Annotated in this window: 14 protein-coding genes, 1 tRNA gene and 1 pseudogene; 7 read left to right on the plus strand and 9 right to left on the minus strand. The window is 69.7% G+C overall.

The features are described 5' to 3' along the window. The first annotated feature begins 401 nt into the window (after positions 1–401). From HNR22_RS10030 to HNR22_RS10040, 3 genes and pseudogenes are all read left to right on the plus strand, one after another. Complete coding sequence (locus tag HNR22_RS10030; protein WP_099855864.1) at positions 402–1229, plus strand: class I SAM-dependent methyltransferase; 828 nt, start codon at positions 402–404, stop codon at positions 1227–1229. Between the two features lie 49 nt (positions 1230–1278). Continuing rightward, positions 1279–1497 (plus strand): hypervirulence associated TUDOR domain-containing protein, encoded by a 219-nt coding sequence (locus HNR22_RS10035; RefSeq protein ID WP_179780132.1) that lies wholly within the window; start codon positions 1279–1281, stop codon positions 1495–1497. Next, positions 1484–1831, plus strand: a pseudogene (locus HNR22_RS10040) (DUF3140 domain-containing protein); the annotation flags it as partial. The gene HNR22_RS10035 and the pseudogene HNR22_RS10040, both read left to right, overlap by 14 nt. Positions 1832–2298: 467 nt before the next feature. On the opposite strand, the gene polA reads toward HNR22_RS10040, so the two are convergent. From polA to HNR22_RS10080, 8 genes are all read right to left on the minus strand, one after another. After that, the gene (gene polA / locus HNR22_RS10045) at positions 2299–4998 is read right to left on the minus strand and encodes a DNA polymerase I (protein ID WP_179780134.1); all 2700 of its coding nucleotides are present in this window, start codon (positions 4996–4998) and stop codon (positions 2299–2301) included. A 134-nt stretch (positions 4999–5132) separates the two neighbouring features. Next, the gene (locus HNR22_RS10050; RefSeq protein ID WP_141910468.1) at positions 5133–5846 is read right to left on the minus strand and encodes an ABC transporter ATP-binding protein; all 714 of its coding nucleotides are present in this window, start codon (positions 5844–5846) and stop codon (positions 5133–5135) included. After that, positions 5833–6774 (minus strand): ABC transporter ATP-binding protein, encoded by a 942-nt coding sequence (locus HNR22_RS10055; RefSeq protein WP_218906291.1) that lies wholly within the window; start codon positions 6772–6774, stop codon positions 5833–5835. The genes HNR22_RS10050 and HNR22_RS10055 overlap by 14 nt, the downstream gene beginning before the upstream one ends. After that, on the minus strand, positions 6767–7945 hold the full coding sequence (locus HNR22_RS10060) for a branched-chain amino acid ABC transporter permease (RefSeq protein ID WP_179780135.1): 1179 nt from the start codon (positions 7943–7945) through the stop codon (positions 6767–6769). The genes HNR22_RS10055 and HNR22_RS10060 overlap by 8 nt, the downstream gene beginning before the upstream one ends. Continuing rightward, complete coding sequence (locus HNR22_RS10065) at positions 7942–8925, minus strand: ABC transporter permease subunit (protein ID WP_179780136.1); 984 nt, start codon at positions 8923–8925, stop codon at positions 7942–7944. Before HNR22_RS10065 ends, HNR22_RS10060 begins: the two co-directional genes overlap by 4 nt. Positions 8926–8992: 67 nt before the next feature. Beyond that, complete coding sequence (locus HNR22_RS10070) at positions 8993–10144, minus strand: ABC transporter substrate-binding protein (RefSeq protein ID WP_179780137.1); 1152 nt, start codon at positions 10142–10144, stop codon at positions 8993–8995. Between the two features lie 364 nt (positions 10145–10508). Beyond that, complete coding sequence (locus HNR22_RS10075; protein WP_179780138.1) at positions 10509–11699, minus strand: hypothetical protein; 1191 nt, start codon at positions 11697–11699, stop codon at positions 10509–10511. Positions 11700–11764: 65 nt separating this feature from the next. After that, positions 11765–12388, minus strand: a complete 624-nt coding sequence (locus tag HNR22_RS10080; protein ID WP_088951901.1) for an ANTAR domain-containing response regulator — start codon at positions 12386–12388, stop codon at positions 11765–11767. Positions 12389–12471: 83 nt separating this feature from the next. Between HNR22_RS10080 and HNR22_RS10085 the strand changes: the two genes are divergently transcribed. The 3 genes from HNR22_RS10085 to HNR22_RS10095 all read left to right on the plus strand — a co-directional run bounded on the left by HNR22_RS10085 (position 12472) and on the right by HNR22_RS10095 (position 14078). Beyond that, positions 12472–12554, plus strand: a tRNA-Leu gene (locus tag HNR22_RS10085). 115 nt (positions 12555–12669) lie between these two features. After that, a complete protein-coding gene (locus HNR22_RS10090) occupies positions 12670–13335 on the plus strand; it encodes a transcriptional regulator (protein WP_246380782.1) in 666 nt (221 codons plus the stop codon). Positions 13336–13427: 92 nt separating this feature from the next. Then, positions 13428–14078 carry an NAD-dependent epimerase/dehydratase family protein gene (locus tag HNR22_RS10095; RefSeq protein WP_179780140.1) on the plus strand — a complete coding sequence of 217 codons (651 nt, stop codon included), beginning with the start codon at positions 13428–13430 and terminating at the stop codon, positions 14076–14078. Here the strand turns inward: HNR22_RS10095 and HNR22_RS10100 are convergent, their stop codons facing one another. Beyond that, positions 14079–15257, minus strand: coding sequence for a trans-sulfuration enzyme family protein (locus HNR22_RS10100; RefSeq protein WP_179780141.1), 1179 nt, complete (start codon positions 15255–15257; stop codon positions 14079–14081). Positions 15258–15340: 83 nt separating this feature from the next. Between HNR22_RS10100 and HNR22_RS10105 the strand changes: the two genes are divergently transcribed. Next, the gene (locus HNR22_RS10105; RefSeq protein WP_088949299.1) at positions 15341–15820 is read left to right on the plus strand and encodes an Lrp/AsnC family transcriptional regulator; all 480 of its coding nucleotides are present in this window, start codon (positions 15341–15343) and stop codon (positions 15818–15820) included. Positions 15821–15860 lie beyond the last annotated feature (40 nt).

Below are 15860 nucleotides of genomic sequence, written 5' to 3' on the forward strand. Positions count from 1 at the left end.
TCCGCCGCCGGGCACACCGAACGATCGCCTAGTGAGGATCATGATGTGGCTCCGACGACCGCGTACCTGCTCCCTGCCGAGGCAACGCGATCCGCGAGCGCATCGTCTAGCCTACCGTGCGCATTACCACAGCGTGCAAGCCCTCCCGGCTTCTCTGCGTGCGGTGACCTGCGAAAGGCGAACAATCGCCCGTAAACGGCCTCTGCTGTCTCGTGCGTCACAGCAGCCCCAGTCGTCGCAGCTTCCAGCGACCATGTGGTCCGCGTGATCGACTCGGTTTCCTGAATATCGGCGTGTCCCACCGGCCCGGACACCGCGACTTTACGGAAATCGAGTCGATCAGGCGTCACCGCGCGAGGAGTCGCAGGATCTCGGACGCGCCGCCGCACCGAACGGGGCGGATGGGGCCTAGCGTGAGCGCCGTGGATGACGACAGCCGGGTCACCCGGCGCCGGGTGGGTGACGCCGAGGCCCGGCGGGCCAACCGCGGCTGGTGGGACACCGACGCCGACGACTACCAGGCCGAGCACGGCGCGTTCCTCGGCGACGTGGACTTCGTCTGGTGTCCGGAAGGGCTGCGCGAGGCCGACGCCCGGCTGCTGGGTGACCTGTCCGGGCGGCGGGTGCTGGAGGTTGGTTGCGGCGCGGCGGCCGCTGCCCGCTGGCTCGCCACCCAGGGCGCCCGGCCGGTCGCCTTCGACCTGTCCGCCGGCATGTTGCGGCACGCCGCCAAGGCGGCCGACGACACCGGGGTACGCGTACCGCTGGTTCAGGCCGACGCCCTCGCCCTGCCGTTCGCCGACCGGTCGTTCGACCTCGCCTGCACCGCGTTCGGGGCGATCCCGTTCGTGGACGACTCGGCGGCCCTGCACGCCGAGGTGCACCGGGTGCTGCGCCCCGGGGGGCGGTGGGTGTTCTCGGTGACCCACCCGATGCGCTGGATCTTCCTCGACGACCCGGGTGAGGGCGGCCTGACGGCCGTCCACTCCTACTTCGACCGCTCCCCCTACGTGGAGCAGGACGAGTCCGGCGTGGCCACCTACGTCGAGCAGCACCGCACCCTCGGCGACCGGATCCGTGAGCTGGTCGGCGCCGGGTTCCGACTGCTGGACCTGGTGGAGCCGGAGTGGCCGGAGGGGCACGAGGGGATCTGGGGGCAGTGGAGCCCGCTGCGCGGTCGGCTCTTCCCCGGTACCGCCATCTTCGTCACCGAGAAGCCCGCCGACTGACCGTGCCGGCCGGTCGTTTCGCCCCACCCGTGTCGGGTAGCCGAGGACCATGGCCGAACAGAGATTCCACCAGGGCGACCATGTCTCCTGGTCGGCCCACGGCAGCCGCGCGTACGGCGTGGTGCAGGGCACGATCACCGAGCGGACGCGGATCCGCGGACGGGCCGTGAACGCGGCCCCCGACGACCCGCAGTACCGGGTCCGCAGTGACGGAACGGGCCGCGACGTGGCCCACCGCCCCGAGGCGCTGCGTCATGAGCAGAGCTGACGACCCGGGCCGGGACACCTACCGGGAGTTCACCGAGGCGGTGAACATGAAGCCCGGCGAGCTGTCCACGTGGCTCGAAACCGACGAGTCGAAGCAGGTCGGCTGGCACAAGGGCGGCCGTTCGGGCGGCGGCGAGTCCGTCGGCCACGAGTCCGGCCGGAAGATCATCAACCTGTTGCGTCGCAAACGCGGCGACCTGTCCGAGGGCGACTACAAGCACATGCGCAAGGTGGTCGGCTACGTCCGACGGCACATGGCGCAACGCCCGTCCGGCAACGTCCGCGACACCAAGTGGCGCTGGTCCCTGATGAACTGGGGCCACGACCCCCTGAAGTAGCCCGTGAGCCCGCCCCACCACGTCACTCCACGGCAGGATCCGCGCAACTTCGGCGAAGTTGGTGCCTCAGAACCCAGCGACCCAGCACTTTCCCCGAAGTTGCGCAGATCTTGGGCCCGCGTCGGCGCACGGCGACGGACGCGGCGCGACCTGGCGATCAAGAAGGCGGCGCGCAGCGGCGGGCGCGACGCGGAGCCGGCGACCAGGCGTCGGTAAACGGCGGCGTGAGCAGCGCGGACCTGGCGATCACGGGCAGCCTTTCACCGCGCCGAGCAGGACCGACCGCAGAGACTCGTCGGGGTTCCGGGGCAGCCCGACCCGCGCAGGGATCAAGCCTGACCGCCCGGAGCGGGTCGGGCTGCCCCGGAACCCCCAACCGCGACCAACCCAGGAACCCCGACCGCGCCGAAGCCCGGAACCCCAGCCGCGACCAAGCCCAGAACCCGACCGCGACCGCCAAAGGCTCAGTGGTCGGCGCTGTTCCAGTCCCGTCCCTCGCCCACGGACACCTCCAACGGCACCGACAGCGGGTACGCCCCGCCCATCTCGTGCCGGACCAGCGCCTCCAGAGCCTCCCGCTCACCGGGGGCCACCTCGAAGACCAGCTCGTCGTGCACCTGCAGCAGCATCCGCGAGCGCAGCCCGGCCTCGCGCAGCGCGGTGTCGACGTGCAGCATCGCCACCTTGATGATGTCGGCCGCGGAACCCTGGATCGGGGCGTTGAGCGCCATCCGCTCGGCGATGTCACGGCGCTGCCGGTTGTCGCTGACCAGGTCGGGCAGGTAGCGGCGGCGACCCAGGATGGTGGAGGTGTAGCCGTCCTGGCGGGCCCGGGCGACCACCTGGTGCAGGTAGTCGCGCACCCCGCCGAACCCGGCGAAGTAGTTCTCCATCAGCCCACGCGCTTCCTCGGTGTTGATCCCAAGCTGCTGGGACAGCCCGAAGGCGCTCAGCCCGTACGCCAGGCCGTAGTTCATTGCCTTGATCTTGCGGCGTTGGTCGGGGGTGACCTGGTCGAGCGGCACCCCGAAGACCGATGAGGCGGTGGCGGCGTGGAAGTCGGCGCCGGAGTTGAAGGCGTCGATCAGTGCGTCGTCCGACGACAGGTGCGCCATGATGCGCATCTCGATCTGGCTGTAGTCGGCGGTGAGCAGGCACTCGTAGCCCTCCCCCACCACGAAGGCCCGCCGGATCCGCCGGCCCTCCTCGGTGCGGATCGGGATGTTCTGCAGGTTGGGCTCGGTGGACGAGAGTCGACCGGTGGCCGCCACCGTCTGGTTGAAGGTGGTGTGGATCCGGCCGTCGTCGGAGACCGACTTGAGCAGACCGTCCACCGTCGACTTGAGCTTGGCGACGTCGCGGTGGCGCAGCAGGTGGGCCAGCACGGGGTGGGGCTGCTGCGCGTAGAGCCACTGCAGGGCGTCGGCGTCGGTGGTGTAACCCGTCTTGATCTTCTTGGTCTTCGGAAGGCCCAGCTCGGTGAAGAGGATCTCCTGCAACTGCTTGGGCGAGCCGAGGTTGAACTCCCGGCCCACCGCCTCGTACGCGCCCTGAGCGGCGGCCTTCACCTCGGCGGCGAAGTGCGCCTCCAACTCGGACAGATAGTGCGTGTCGGCGGCGATGCCGGTGCTCTCCATGCCGGCCAGCACCCGCATCAGCGGCAGCTCGACCCCGGCCATCAGCCGGGCGGACTGCTCGCCGTCGCGGGACAGCTCGGTGTCGATCGCATCGGCCAGGTCGAGGGTGGCCCGGGCCTGGAGCATCAGGTTCTGCTCGACCACACCCTCGTCGCCCAGCCCGTCGAGGGTGAGCTGACCGGACTCCGGGACGTCGACGCGCAGCTCCCGGTGCAGGTAGCGCAGCGCCAGGTCGGTCAGGTCGTAGGACCGCTGGTCGGGGCGGGCCAGGTACGCGGCGATCTGGGTGTCGCGGACGATGCCGGCGAGCTGCCAGCCGTGCGCGGCGCAGGCCAGCACGGCCGGCTTGCTGTCGTGCAGCACCTTGGGTCGCTGCGCGTCGGCCAACCACCCGGCCAGGGCGCCCTCGTCGGTCGGGTCGAGCCCCGCGGGGTCGACCCAGGCGGCCGCGCCGCCGGCGGTGGCCAGCGCGAGGCCGGTGATCGAGGCGGTGTGCCGGCGGTTGGGGCCGGTGTCGAGTTTGACCGCCAACCCGACCGGGGTGCCGGTGGGCGCGTGCGTGGTCAGCCAGCCGGCCAACGCGCCGGGCTCGGTGAGCACCTCGCCGGTGAGGTCGAACCCGGACTCGGCCTCCGGCTCGACGGCCTCCAGGTACTGGTAGAGGCGGTCGCGCAGGATGCGGAACTCCAGGGTGTCGAAGACCTGGTGCACCGCCTCCCGGTCCCAACCGGTCCACCGGGCGTCCTCCGGGCGCAGCGGCAGCTCCAGGTCGGAGACCAGGCAGTTGATCTCGTAGTTGCGAATCACGTCGGCGAGCCGCTCGCGCAGGCTGTCGCCGGCCTTGCCCTTGATCTCGTCGGCGCGGGCGATAACGCCCTCCACGCCGCCGTACGTGGTGATCCACTTGGCGGCGGTCTTCGGGCCGACGCCGGGGATGCCGGGCAGGTTGTCGCTGGTCTCGCCGACGAGCGCGGCGAGGTCCCGGTACTGCTGGGGCGGAACGCCGTACTTCGCCTCGATCGCCGCCGGGTCCATCCGGGCCAGGTCGGAGACACCCTTGCGCGGGTAGAGGACGGTGATCTGGTCGTCGACCAGCTGGAACGCGTCCCGGTCGCCGCTGCTGATCAGCACCGTCATGCCCTGGTCGCGGGCCTGGCAGGCGAGCGTGGCGATGACGTCGTCGGCCTCGAAGCCCTCCTTTTCCACCACCGGGATCTGGAGCGCGGCCAGGACCTCCTTGACCAGGCTGACCTGACCCTTGAAGTCGGTCGGGGTCTCGCTGCGGCCGGCCTTGTACTCCGCGTACTTGTCGGTGCGGAAGGAATGGCGGGAGACGTCGAAGGCGACGACGATGTGGGTGGGCTGCTCGTCGCGCAGCACGTTGATCAGCATCGAGGTGAAGCCGTAGACCGCGTTGGTCGGCTGACCCGTCGTGGTGGAGAAGTTTTCCACAGGTAGGGCGAAGAAAGCCCGGTATGCCATGGAATGTCCGTCGACGAGGAGCAGGCGCGGCGTCGTAGCTGTCACGGCAGCGACTCTAGTCCGTCGCACCGACATCCCTGGCCGGCGGCACCGGGTGACACGACGCCGGAACGGCGGCCGGCCCGAACGCCGACGGCCGGCCACCCCGCGCAGGGGTGACCGGCCGTCGCTCGGGTGGCTCAGGCCACGCCGAGGTACGCCTCCTTGACCGACGGATCGTGCAGCAGGTCCTGACCGGACCCCTCCTTCACGATCCGACCGGTCTCCAGCACGTAGCCGCGGTGTGCCCGCGACAACGCCTGCTGGGCGTTCTGCTCCACCAGCAGAATGGTGGTGCCCTGCTGGTTGATCTCCGTGATGATGTCGAAGATCTGCCGGATCACCAGCGGGGCCAGACCCATCGACGGCTCGTCGAGCAGCAGCAGCTTCGGACGGCTCATCAACGCCCGGCCGACCGCGAGCATCTGCTGCTCGCCGCCGGAGAGCGTGCCGCCGGCCTGCTTGCGCCGCTCGGCCAGCCGCGGGAAGAGGGTCAGCACCCGCTCCAGGTCGGCGGCGATGCCGGCGGAGTCCCGCCGGGTGTACGCCCCCATGTCCAGGTTCTCCATCACCGTCATACCCGGGAAGATCTGCCGCCCCTCCGGCGACTGACACAGCCCCCGGACCACCCGCAGGTCGGCCCGGAGCTTGCTGATGTCCTCACCATTGAAGGTGATCTTCCCGTTGGCGAGCGACCGGGTCCCGGAGATGGCCCGCATCGTGGTGGTCTTACCGGCGCCGTTCGCACCGATCAGGGCCACCACCTCACCCTCGTTCACGGTGAGGCTGATGCCGTGCAGCGCCTCGATCCGGCCGTACGCGACGGCGACGTTCTCGAGCTCAAGCAGCGTCATCGGCTGGCTCCCCCAGGTATGCGGCGATCACCTTCGGATCGCGGCTGACCTCCGCGGGCGCACCCTCGGCGATCTTGCGGCCGAACTCCAGCACCACGATCCGATCGGTGACACCCATGACGAGCCGCATGTCGTGCTCGATGAGCAGCACGGTCAGGCCCATGTCCCGGATCTTGCGGATCAGGGTGAGGAGTTCCTCCTTCTCCGCCGGGTTGAAGCCGGCGGCCGGCTCGTCCAGGCAGATCAGCTTCGGCTCGGTGGCCAGCGCGCGGGCGATCTCCAACCGGCGCTGGTAGCCGTACGGCAGGTTGCGCGCCTCGTCGTTGGCCCGGTCGGCGATACCGACGAACCGCAACAGCTCCAGCGCCTTGGCCTCGGCTGCCCGCTCCTCCAGGATGTGCCGGGACAGCCCGAACGTCTTGGCGAACGTGCGACGCGTCTCCTGCCACGTCCGCTGGATGCCCGCCTCAGCGGTCACCTGCGGCAACTCGTGCGGCTTCGGCTTCTTCCGGGGCACCCGGAAGAGCGCTCCGGGCACGCTGGTCTTGTGCCGGGAGTCGGTGCCGACCATGACGTTCTCCAGTGCCGTCATCTCCGGGAAGAGACGGATGTTCTGGAACGTACGGGAGATGCCCAGCTGGCTGATCTGGTGCGGCTTGCGGCCGGTCACCTGCTGGCCCTGGAACCGGACCGCTCCGGAGGTCGGCTTGTAGACCCCCGTCATCACGTTGAAGCTGGTGGTCTTACCGGCGCCGTTGGGCCCGATGAGACCGAGGATCTCGCCCTCGTAGATCTTGAAATTGATCTTGTCGAGGGCCACCACGCCGCCGAAGCGGAGCGTGACGTCGTCGACTTCGAGCAGTACCGACCGGGGCCCCGGCTGGGCCGGGATCTTCGGCGCGGACGTGCTGGTGGTCTGGTCAGACATGAGCAGGCGCCTCCTCTGCCTCCGCCGCGCGGTCCTTCAACTCACGGGCCCGCCGCCGGCTGGGGATCAGGCCCTGCGGACGCAGGATCATCACCAGCACCATGGCCAACCCGAAGACCAGCCACCGGTAGTCGGCGAAGTCGCGGAACCGCTCCGGCAGGTACGCCAGCAGGACCGCACCGAGCGAAACGCCGATCATGTTGCCGGAACCGCCGACCACGACCATGGCGACGAAGAGGATCGAGAGGTTCGCGTTGAACTGGGTCGGGTCGATGAACGCGTTACGGCTGCCGAAGAGGAAACCCGACAGGCCGCCGAGCGCCGCGCCCATGGCGAACGCCCACAGCTTGAACTTGAACGGGTACACGCCCATCACCGCGGCGGCGTCCTCGTCCTCACGAACCGCGAGCCAGGCGCGACCGACCCGGCTGTGCTCCAGCCGACGGACCAGGATCACCATCAGCAGGACGAAGGTGATCGCCAGCCAGTACCAGGGTTTCGCGTCGATCAGACCGAAGACCTTGTTGTCCGCCGACGGCGGACCCTCCGGACCCGGAATGGCCGAGATACCGACCGGACCGTTGGTGACGCCGGTGGCGTTGCGGGCGACGATGCGGATGATCTCACCGAAGCCGAGCGTCACGATGGCCAGGTAGTCACCGCGCAACCGAAGCGTCGGCCAACCCAGCAGCACACCGGAGATCATCGTCAGCACGATCGCGAGCAGGAGGCAGATCCCCCAGGTCACCGCCCAGGTCGGCGGCAGGTTGAACTCCTGCTGGATCCACTTGACGACCGGCGAGTTCACCGAGCCGAAGAGCGCCACGCTGTACGCGCCGATGGCGAAGAAGCCGATGTAGCCGAGGTCGAGCAGGCCGGCGAGGCCGACCACCACGTTCAGACCGATCGCGACAAGCACGTAGATGGCGCAGATGAAGAGCACGCCCGCCCAGTTGTTGCCGCCCTCGATCGAGTCGGTACGCAGGTTGTTCAGACCGGGGATCATGAGACCGCCGGGCAGCTTGCCCAGGTACGGCAGGTGGTAGACGAAGACGAGCAGAGCCACCACACCGATGGCCTTCTGCCACTTCGGCAGGGCCCCCCAACGGTCGCCGACCGAGGTCAACAAACTGACCCGGCGGCGGTCTGCGGAGCGAATCTTGTCGATCATGCGCGGGCCCTCCCGAGCGACTCACCCAACAGGCCGGTGGGCCGGAACATCAGCACCACGATCAGCACCACGAAGGCGATGACGTCCTCCCAGTTGGACGCGAAGAGCGTCGCGCCGTAGACCTCGACGATGCCGAGGAAGAGGCCACCCAGCAGCGCACCGCGCAGGTTGCCGATGCCGCCGAGCACCGCTGCGGTGAACGCCTTCAGACCGAGCACGAAGCCGATGCTGTTCTGCGTGAAGCCGAACCGCATGCTCCACAACAACGCGGCGGCGCCGGCCATGATGCCTCCGAGCACGAAGATCAGCATGATCACGCGCTCCTGGTTGACGCCCATCAGCGCGGCGGTTTCCGGGTTCTGGGCCACGGCCCGCACACCCCGGCCGTACCGGGTGCGGTTGATGAACCAGTCCAGCACCGCCATCATGGCCACGGCCGCGACGAAGACGATGAGCTGGATGTTCGTGATCGCCGTGTTGCCGACGGTGAAGAGGGTCTCCTGCTGGATGATCGTCGGCATACCGACGATCTGCCGCGGCCGGCCGAACACATCCGGCAACGCGCCACCGAGCAGCTTGGGCAGGACCTGCCCGAACAGCTCCACGAAGACCAGCGACAGACCGATCGCAGTGATCAGGAAGATCAGCGGCGGCGCGTTCTTGCGCCGCAGCGGCCGGTACGCGATCCGTTCGAGCGCCAGGGCCGTGCCGCCGGAGGCGACCGCCGCGACGATCAGACCGAGCACCAGGAAGAGGATCGCCTGGCCGATGGGCGGGTTATTTTGCACCCCGAGCTGGTTCCAGAGGATCAGCACCGCGAAGGTACCGACCATGAACACTTCGGAGTGCGCGAAGTTGATCAGGCGAAGGACGCCGTAGACGAGGGTGTAGCCAAGGGCGATCAGGGCATAGATGGCGCCCTTGGACAGGCCATCGACCGTGTGCTGGCCGAGATGGCCGATCAGTTCATCGAAATGCACCGGGGGTCTCCTTGAATCGAGTGCGGCCGGGGTGAGACACCCCGGCCGCACTCCATTGCGTGGGGCGTCAGCTGAGCTTGAGCTCCTGCAGCGCCTCGATGGCCTCGCCCTTGATCTGGTAGGCCCAGATGACGACCTTCGTCGGGTCGACGTCACCCTTGGCGTCGAACTTGATGTACTTCGACACACCCTGCTTGTCGTACGACTTCACGAACGCCAGGATGTCCGCCCGGGTCTTCTTGCCAGCCTTGAAGGCGTCCAGGTAGATGGTGGCGCCGTCGAAGCCCTCAGCACCGTAGGAGCCCGGCGGGATGCCGAACTTCTTCTGGTAGTCGGCGGAGAAGGTGCCGCCGGCCTTGTCGGCCGGGAGGCACGGGCAGGTGATGATCGCGCCCTCGGCGCCACCGGAGGCACCCTTCGGGAACGCGGTGTCGTAGAGACCGTCCGGGCCGACGAACTTGGCCTGGACACCGGCGGCACGCATCTGCTTCACCAGCGGAGCGGCCTCACGGGTGTAGCCGCCGTAGAAGACGAAGTCCGCCTGAGCGGCCTTGATCTTGGATACGGTGGCGTCGAACTGCGTCTGCCGCTCCTGGATCTTGTCCTTGTTGACGACCAGCGGGCCGAGCTGCTTGCCCAGCTCGTCGGTGATGCCGGCGCCGTAGGCGCTGGCGTCGTCGACCATGAAGACCTTCTGCGCGTTCTGGGTCTTCAGGTAGCTCGCCACCGCACCGGCCTGCGTGCCGTCGTTGCCGACGACGCGGTAGAAGGACGTGTTGCCCTTCTGGGTCAGGTCGGTCCGGGTCGCCGACGGGCTGACCATCGCCAGGCCAGCGGCCTGGTAGATCGGCATCGTCGCGTCCGACTCACCGGAGAAGTGACCACCGATGACACCGAGGAACGAGTTGTCCCCCGCGATCTGGTTCGCGAACGGGGTCGCCACCGCGGGGTCACCCTGGGTGTCGAACTCCTGCATGGTGACCTTGCAGTTCGGGTTCGCCGTGTTGAACTGCTCCACGGCGAGCTTCGCGCCGTTCAGCGACGGGATCACCAGACCCGCGTTGTCACCCGTGAACGCGCCGAAGATCGCGATCTTGCCACCGCAGTCACCGGACGCGGTTCCACCCTCGCTGCCACCGGAATCCTGGCAACCAGCCGCGACCACCAGGGTCGCGGCGAGCGCAACGGTGCCCAGCGCCCGTACATAGCTTCGCCTCACGGCTTCAGACCTCCTCCAGATGCGGACGCGGCTGACCCGTTGCGACGGCGACAGCAGCAGACCGCAATTCCACCCACCCCGCAGGGACTGCCCCTGCGTTACGGCTCGTGATGGCGGAGCGTACCGACACCGCATACCGTCCCGGAAGGCCTGAACGCTGGGTCTGCGAAACCGTTACGAAGACGTGGGCAATCATGTCGATGTCCGTAACAGGTGAATCCGCCGGACGGTCCTTAAATCCACGCCCGGTCGTAGTCCACCCGCACCCACCCGGACCGGGCACTACTGCCAAAAAAGCCGATTGACCTGCGGAAACGCCTCAGCGGACCGCAACCGGACCACCCCAGCACGTGAACGTCGGCGTTCAGACGCCCACACCGCCCGCCCACCACAGCCCGGACCGTGTCCCGTCGTCGGCCGCCAACCACCACCGGTCACCCACCGCCACCAGCGTCACGTCCCGATCAACACCGGCCGGCACATCGAGCGGCGCCGTGACCTCCCGCCACGACCCACCCCGGTCCGACGACACCCACACCGAGTGCCGCGCCCCGTCGGTCACCGCGGCGAACAACCGATCCCCGGACGACACCAGCGACGTCACGCTCGGCACCCCGGCCCCGGCCCGCCGCCCGAACGTCCCGGCGGACACCCACCTCTGCGCCTCCTGCCGCCAGGCGCCGAACACCGCCCCGCGCAGACCGACCGCCACCGGCACGCCGCCGACCAGCACCACCCGCTGCAACTCCTCGTACTCCGAACCGCCCGGCAGCACGGTGCGCCGCCACGACCGCCCGTCCGGCGACGACCAGACCGCCGGGTCACGGTCGATCCGGCCGGCCGGCAAAAGGCCGCCCACCGCCAACCAGCCCGAGGACGTCGCCACCGAGTCGAACGCCCAGGTCACCCCCACCGCGTCACTCGCCAGCTCCGGCGCACCCTCGACCAGCGCGAACTCCGCCGCGTCCGGCGACGACACCCAGGAGGCCGCGCCCGCCGAGCGGTTACCGACGATCAACCAACCCTGCGCACCCGCCGCCAGGCGGGACACGTTCACCGCCGTCGGCCCGCCGTACGTCTCGAACGACGCCTGCACCTCGACCAGCGCACCGTCGGCCACCTGCCGCCAGGTGCTCACCCGCGGGTAGCCGTGCGCGCCACCGACCTTCGCGCCGATCAGCGCCGCCTTCCCGTCCCGGCAGGCCACCGACAGGAACACGTTCTGCCGACCGTAGAAGGAATCCGCGCGAACCGGCAGCACCGTCCAGGTCGTACCGTCCACACTGGTCCAGGCCGCCGGACGCGTGCCGCCCTCGGCGTCGGCGACGCCACCGACCACGAACCACCGACCCGCGCACGACGCCGCGTCACGGATCATCGGGCGCCCCGCACCGCCCGGCGGCGCCGGCAGCGTCAGCGACTGCCACACCGGCCGCAACGCCGCTGCGGCCGGCGTCGCCGACCCCGCGCCGCCGGGCGGCGCGGCCGGCCCGTCGCACCCGGCAAGCACCAGCGCGAAGAGGCCGAACACCGCGATCACCCCTCGGACGGACATCCGCCGATGCTAACCACCGCAGGCCGCTCCCGGCGGCCCACACGGCCCGTTGTCGCGGGGAGCGCTCAGACGGTCGGCTGCTGCGACACCTCGCCGCCCGCGGTCTCCGCGAGGATCCGCTCGGCGACCTCCTTCATGGTCATCCGGTGGTCCATCGCCGTGCGCTGGATCCACTTGAACGCCTGCGGCTCGGTCATCCCGTACGTGGTCATCAGCGCGCCCTTGGCGCGCTCCACCGCCTTGCGGATCTCCAGACGGTCGGTCAGGCTCGCGACCTCGGCCTCCAGGGCCGCGACCTCCGAGTAGCGCGACAGCGCGATCTCCACCGCCGGGACCAGGTCACTCTTCTGGAAGGGCTTCACGAGGTACGCCATCGCGCCCGCCGCCCGCGCCCGCTCCACCAGATCACGCTGGCTGAACGCGGTCAGGATGATCACCGGGGCGATCCGGGCACCGGCGATGCGCTCGGCGGCGGCCAGCCCATCCATGATCGGCATCTTGATGTCGAGGATGACCAGGTCGGGCTTTAACTCCTCGGCGAGGCGGACGGCGGTCTCGCCGTCGCCGGCCTCCCCCACCACCTCGTAACCCTCTTCGACCAGCATCTCGGCGAGGTCCAGCCGGATCAGCGCCTCGTCCTCGGCGATCAGTACGCGCCTGCGCTCGGTATCCGTCGGCATCTCAGCCACCAGCCCTACCCCCACCATCGATCACTGCACGGCTACCACCCATGCTCCCGCATGAGAGTAGTCGGGTACAGTAAGCGCCACCCGCCGGGATGGTGGAACGGCATACACGGAAGTCTCAAACACTTCTGCCCGAAAGGGCTTGCGGGTTCGAATCCCGCTCCCGGCACTTTGTCATACACCTGTTCGATGATGCGGGTGTGCACCCACCGCAGATGCGGGCACAGGCCCGCGCTCTCCGCGCTCGCGGAGACACCATTCACGCAGTAGCCCGCACTCTCTCGTTGCCCTACACCACGGTCTGGCACTGGTGCGTCGATCGACCCGAACGGGCGAAGCTCGGCACCGGGTTGCGCTGCTTCCGTTGCCTGCCGGATGTCGACAATCCGACCGACCCCGCCGCCTACGCCTACCTGCTCGGCCTCTATCTGGGCGACGGTCATCTGGCCGTCTCACCGAAGGTGCCGGTGCTTCGGATCGCGTGCACGGCGAGCCATCCGAATCTCGTCGATGCATGCGAGGCGGCCATGCTCAGGGTGCTCGCCACGCGGGTGCAGAGGATCCCCAAGCACGGCTGCGTCTCGGTCGAGAGCAGTGGGGTCCACTGGCCGTGCCTGCTCCCGCAGCACGGCCCCGGTAAGAAGCACGATCGCCCCATCGTCCTGACCGACTGGCAGCGACCGATTCTCCAGAGCCACCCCGGTGACTTCCTGCGTGGCCTGTTCCACTCCGACGGCTGCCGCTTCGCCAACCGGGTCACCGTGCGCGGCAAGGCGTACGTCTATCCGCGTTACATGTTCGTCAACGAGTCGACCGACATCATGCGGCTGTGCCAGTGGGGCCTCGACCTGCTGGGCATCGCCTGGCGGATGAACCGGCGCAACTCGCTCTCGGTGGCGCGGCGGGGCGCGGTCGCCGCGTTGGACCGGCACGTCGGCCCGAAGTCCTGACCGCCGCCCGCACGGGTCGTGTCGATCGTGGGAGCCTGGCTGACGCGCGGGCGGATGGCCGGTGGCGGGGTCGACGACAGGGGTGGGAACTGATGCGGGTGGTCATCTTCGGTGCGACCGGCATGGTCGGCCAGGGCGTGTTGCGGGAGTGCCTGCTCGCCGACGACGTGCGGGAGGTGCTGACTGTCGGTCGCCGGCCGACCGGTCGGCAGGACCCGAAGCTGCGGGAGCTCACGGTCGCGGACGTGGGCGAGTTGGATGCGGTGCGCGCCGAGTTGACCGGTGTGGACGCGTGTTTCTACTGCCTGGGGGTGTCCTCGTTGGGTCTGGACGAGGCGGCGTACACGCGGGTGAGCTACGACTACCCGCTCGCGGCGGCGCGGTTGTTGGCGGAGGTGAGCCCGCAGGTCACGTTCGTCTACGTGTCGGGCCAGGGCACCGATTCGTCGGGTCGGGGTCGGGTGATGTGGGCGCGGGTCAAGGGTCGGGCCGAGAACGCGATCATCGAGCTGCTGCCCAACGGCTACGCGGCGCGTCCCGGTTTCATCCAGCCGACGTACGGTGCGGTGTCGAAGACCCGGTTGTACCGGTTCGGGTACGCGGTCGCGCGGCCGCTCTTTCCGGTGTTGCGTCGGTTGCTGCCGAACCAGGTCACCACCACCGACGGGATCGGCCGGGCGATGCTGCGGGTGGCGCGGCAGGGTTCCCCGACCCGGGTGTTGGGCAACCGCGAGCTGCGCTGATCAGGCGATCGTGTCGAGAGCCTGGGCGAGGTCGGCGCGCAGGTCCTCGGGGTCTTCGAGACCGACCGAGAGTCGCAGCAGGCCGGCGGCGGGTTTCGCGTCGCCCTCGACGGGTCGGTGGGTGAGCGAGGCGGGGTGCTGGATGAGGGTGTCGACCCCGCCGAGGGAGACGGCGTGGGTGATGAGGCGGCAGGCGCCGGTGACGGCGGCCGCTGCGGGTGCGCCGCCGCGTACCTCGAAGGCGAGCAGGCTGCCGGGTCCGGCCATCTGCCGGCCGACCAGCGCCGCCGGGTCGTACACCGAGGGGTGGTGCACCCGGTGTACGGCCGGGTGGTCGGCGAGCCAGCCGGCGAGCTTCTCGGCGCTGGCCTGTTGGGCGCGGACCCGCAGCGGCAGGGTCTGCAGGCCGCGGTGCAGCAGGTAGCCGCCCAGTGGGTGCAGGATCGCGCCGGTGACCGCGCGGACCTGACGTAGTCGCGCGGCCCAGTCGGCGTCGCAGGCGACGACGCCGGCGAGCACGTCCCCGTGCCCGCCGATGCTCTTGGTGGCGCTGTGCAGGACGAGGGTGGCGCCGTGTCGGGCGGGTTGTTGCAGGACGGGGGTGGCGACGGTGTTGTCGACCAGCAGCGGGACGTCGCCGGCCGTGGCGGCGAGGGCGGCGATGTCGACCAGGTCGAGGGTGGGGTTGGCGGGTGTCTCGACGATGATCAGCGCGGTGTCGGGTCGGATGGCGGCGGCGACCTCGTCGGGGCGGGCCCAGGTGACGGTGGTGCCGAGCAGGCCGGTGGCGAGGACGTGGTCGGTGCCGCCGTAGAGGGGGCGAACGGCGACGACGTGCCGGCGGTCGTCGCGGGCGGCGGCGAGCAGGGTGGCGGTGAGGGCGGCCATGCCGCTGGCGAAGGCGACGGCCTGCGCGGTGCCCTCCAGTTCGGCGAGGGCGGTTTCGAAGCGGGCGACGGTGGGGTTCCAGAGCCGTTGGTAGACGGCGCCACCCTCGGCGGGGAGGGTGCCGCCGGTGGCGAGCTGCTCGTACGCGGCGCCGCCGTCGTCGACCGAGGGCAGTGGGTTGGTGGTGGACAGGTCGATGGGTGGCACGTGCATGCCGAGGGCGCGTAGGTCGTCGCGGCCGGCGTGTACGGCCCGGGTGTCCACCGTCGTCATGCCGGTAGCGTCGAACATCTACCGCCCGATGGGCAATGGTTCGACAGATCATTCTGTCGACCGGCTTGGTTTTGGCGACGGATTCGGGTGATGATGGCGGGATGCCTCCTGAGCCGAACGATGTGCGGCCGTATCCGGCCCTGGACGAGGTGGACCGCGCGATCCTGAGCGAGTTGGCCGCTGATGGCCGCCTGCCGAACAACGCCCTCGCCGAGCGGGTGGGGGTGGCGCCGTCGACGTGTCTGACGCGTACGCGGGCGCTGCGCGAGCGTGGCGCGATCCGTGGTTTCCACGCCGAGGTGGATCCGGCCGCGCTCGGTCTGCCGTTGCAGGCGTTGGTGTCGGTGCGGCTGACCGCGCACGAGCGGGCGGCGGTCGACGCGTTCCGGGCCCGGTCGGTGCGACTGCCGGGGGTGGTGTCGGTGTTCCACGTGGCCGGCGCGGAGGATTACGTGTTGCACGTGCGGGCGGCGTCCGGTGACGCGTTGCGGGACTTCGTGCTGGACCATCTGGCGGTCGACCCGGTGGTGCAGCACACCCAGACCAGTCTGATCTTCGAGCAGGCGCGCGGGATGGGCTGAGCAGCGGGTGAGCTGGCCGACGAAAACCCGCGTGGCGGAA

Source organism: Micromonospora jinlongensis, from assembly GCF_013410645.1.
GTDB lineage: Bacteria > Actinomycetota > Actinomycetes > Mycobacteriales > Micromonosporaceae > Micromonospora > Micromonospora zamorensis.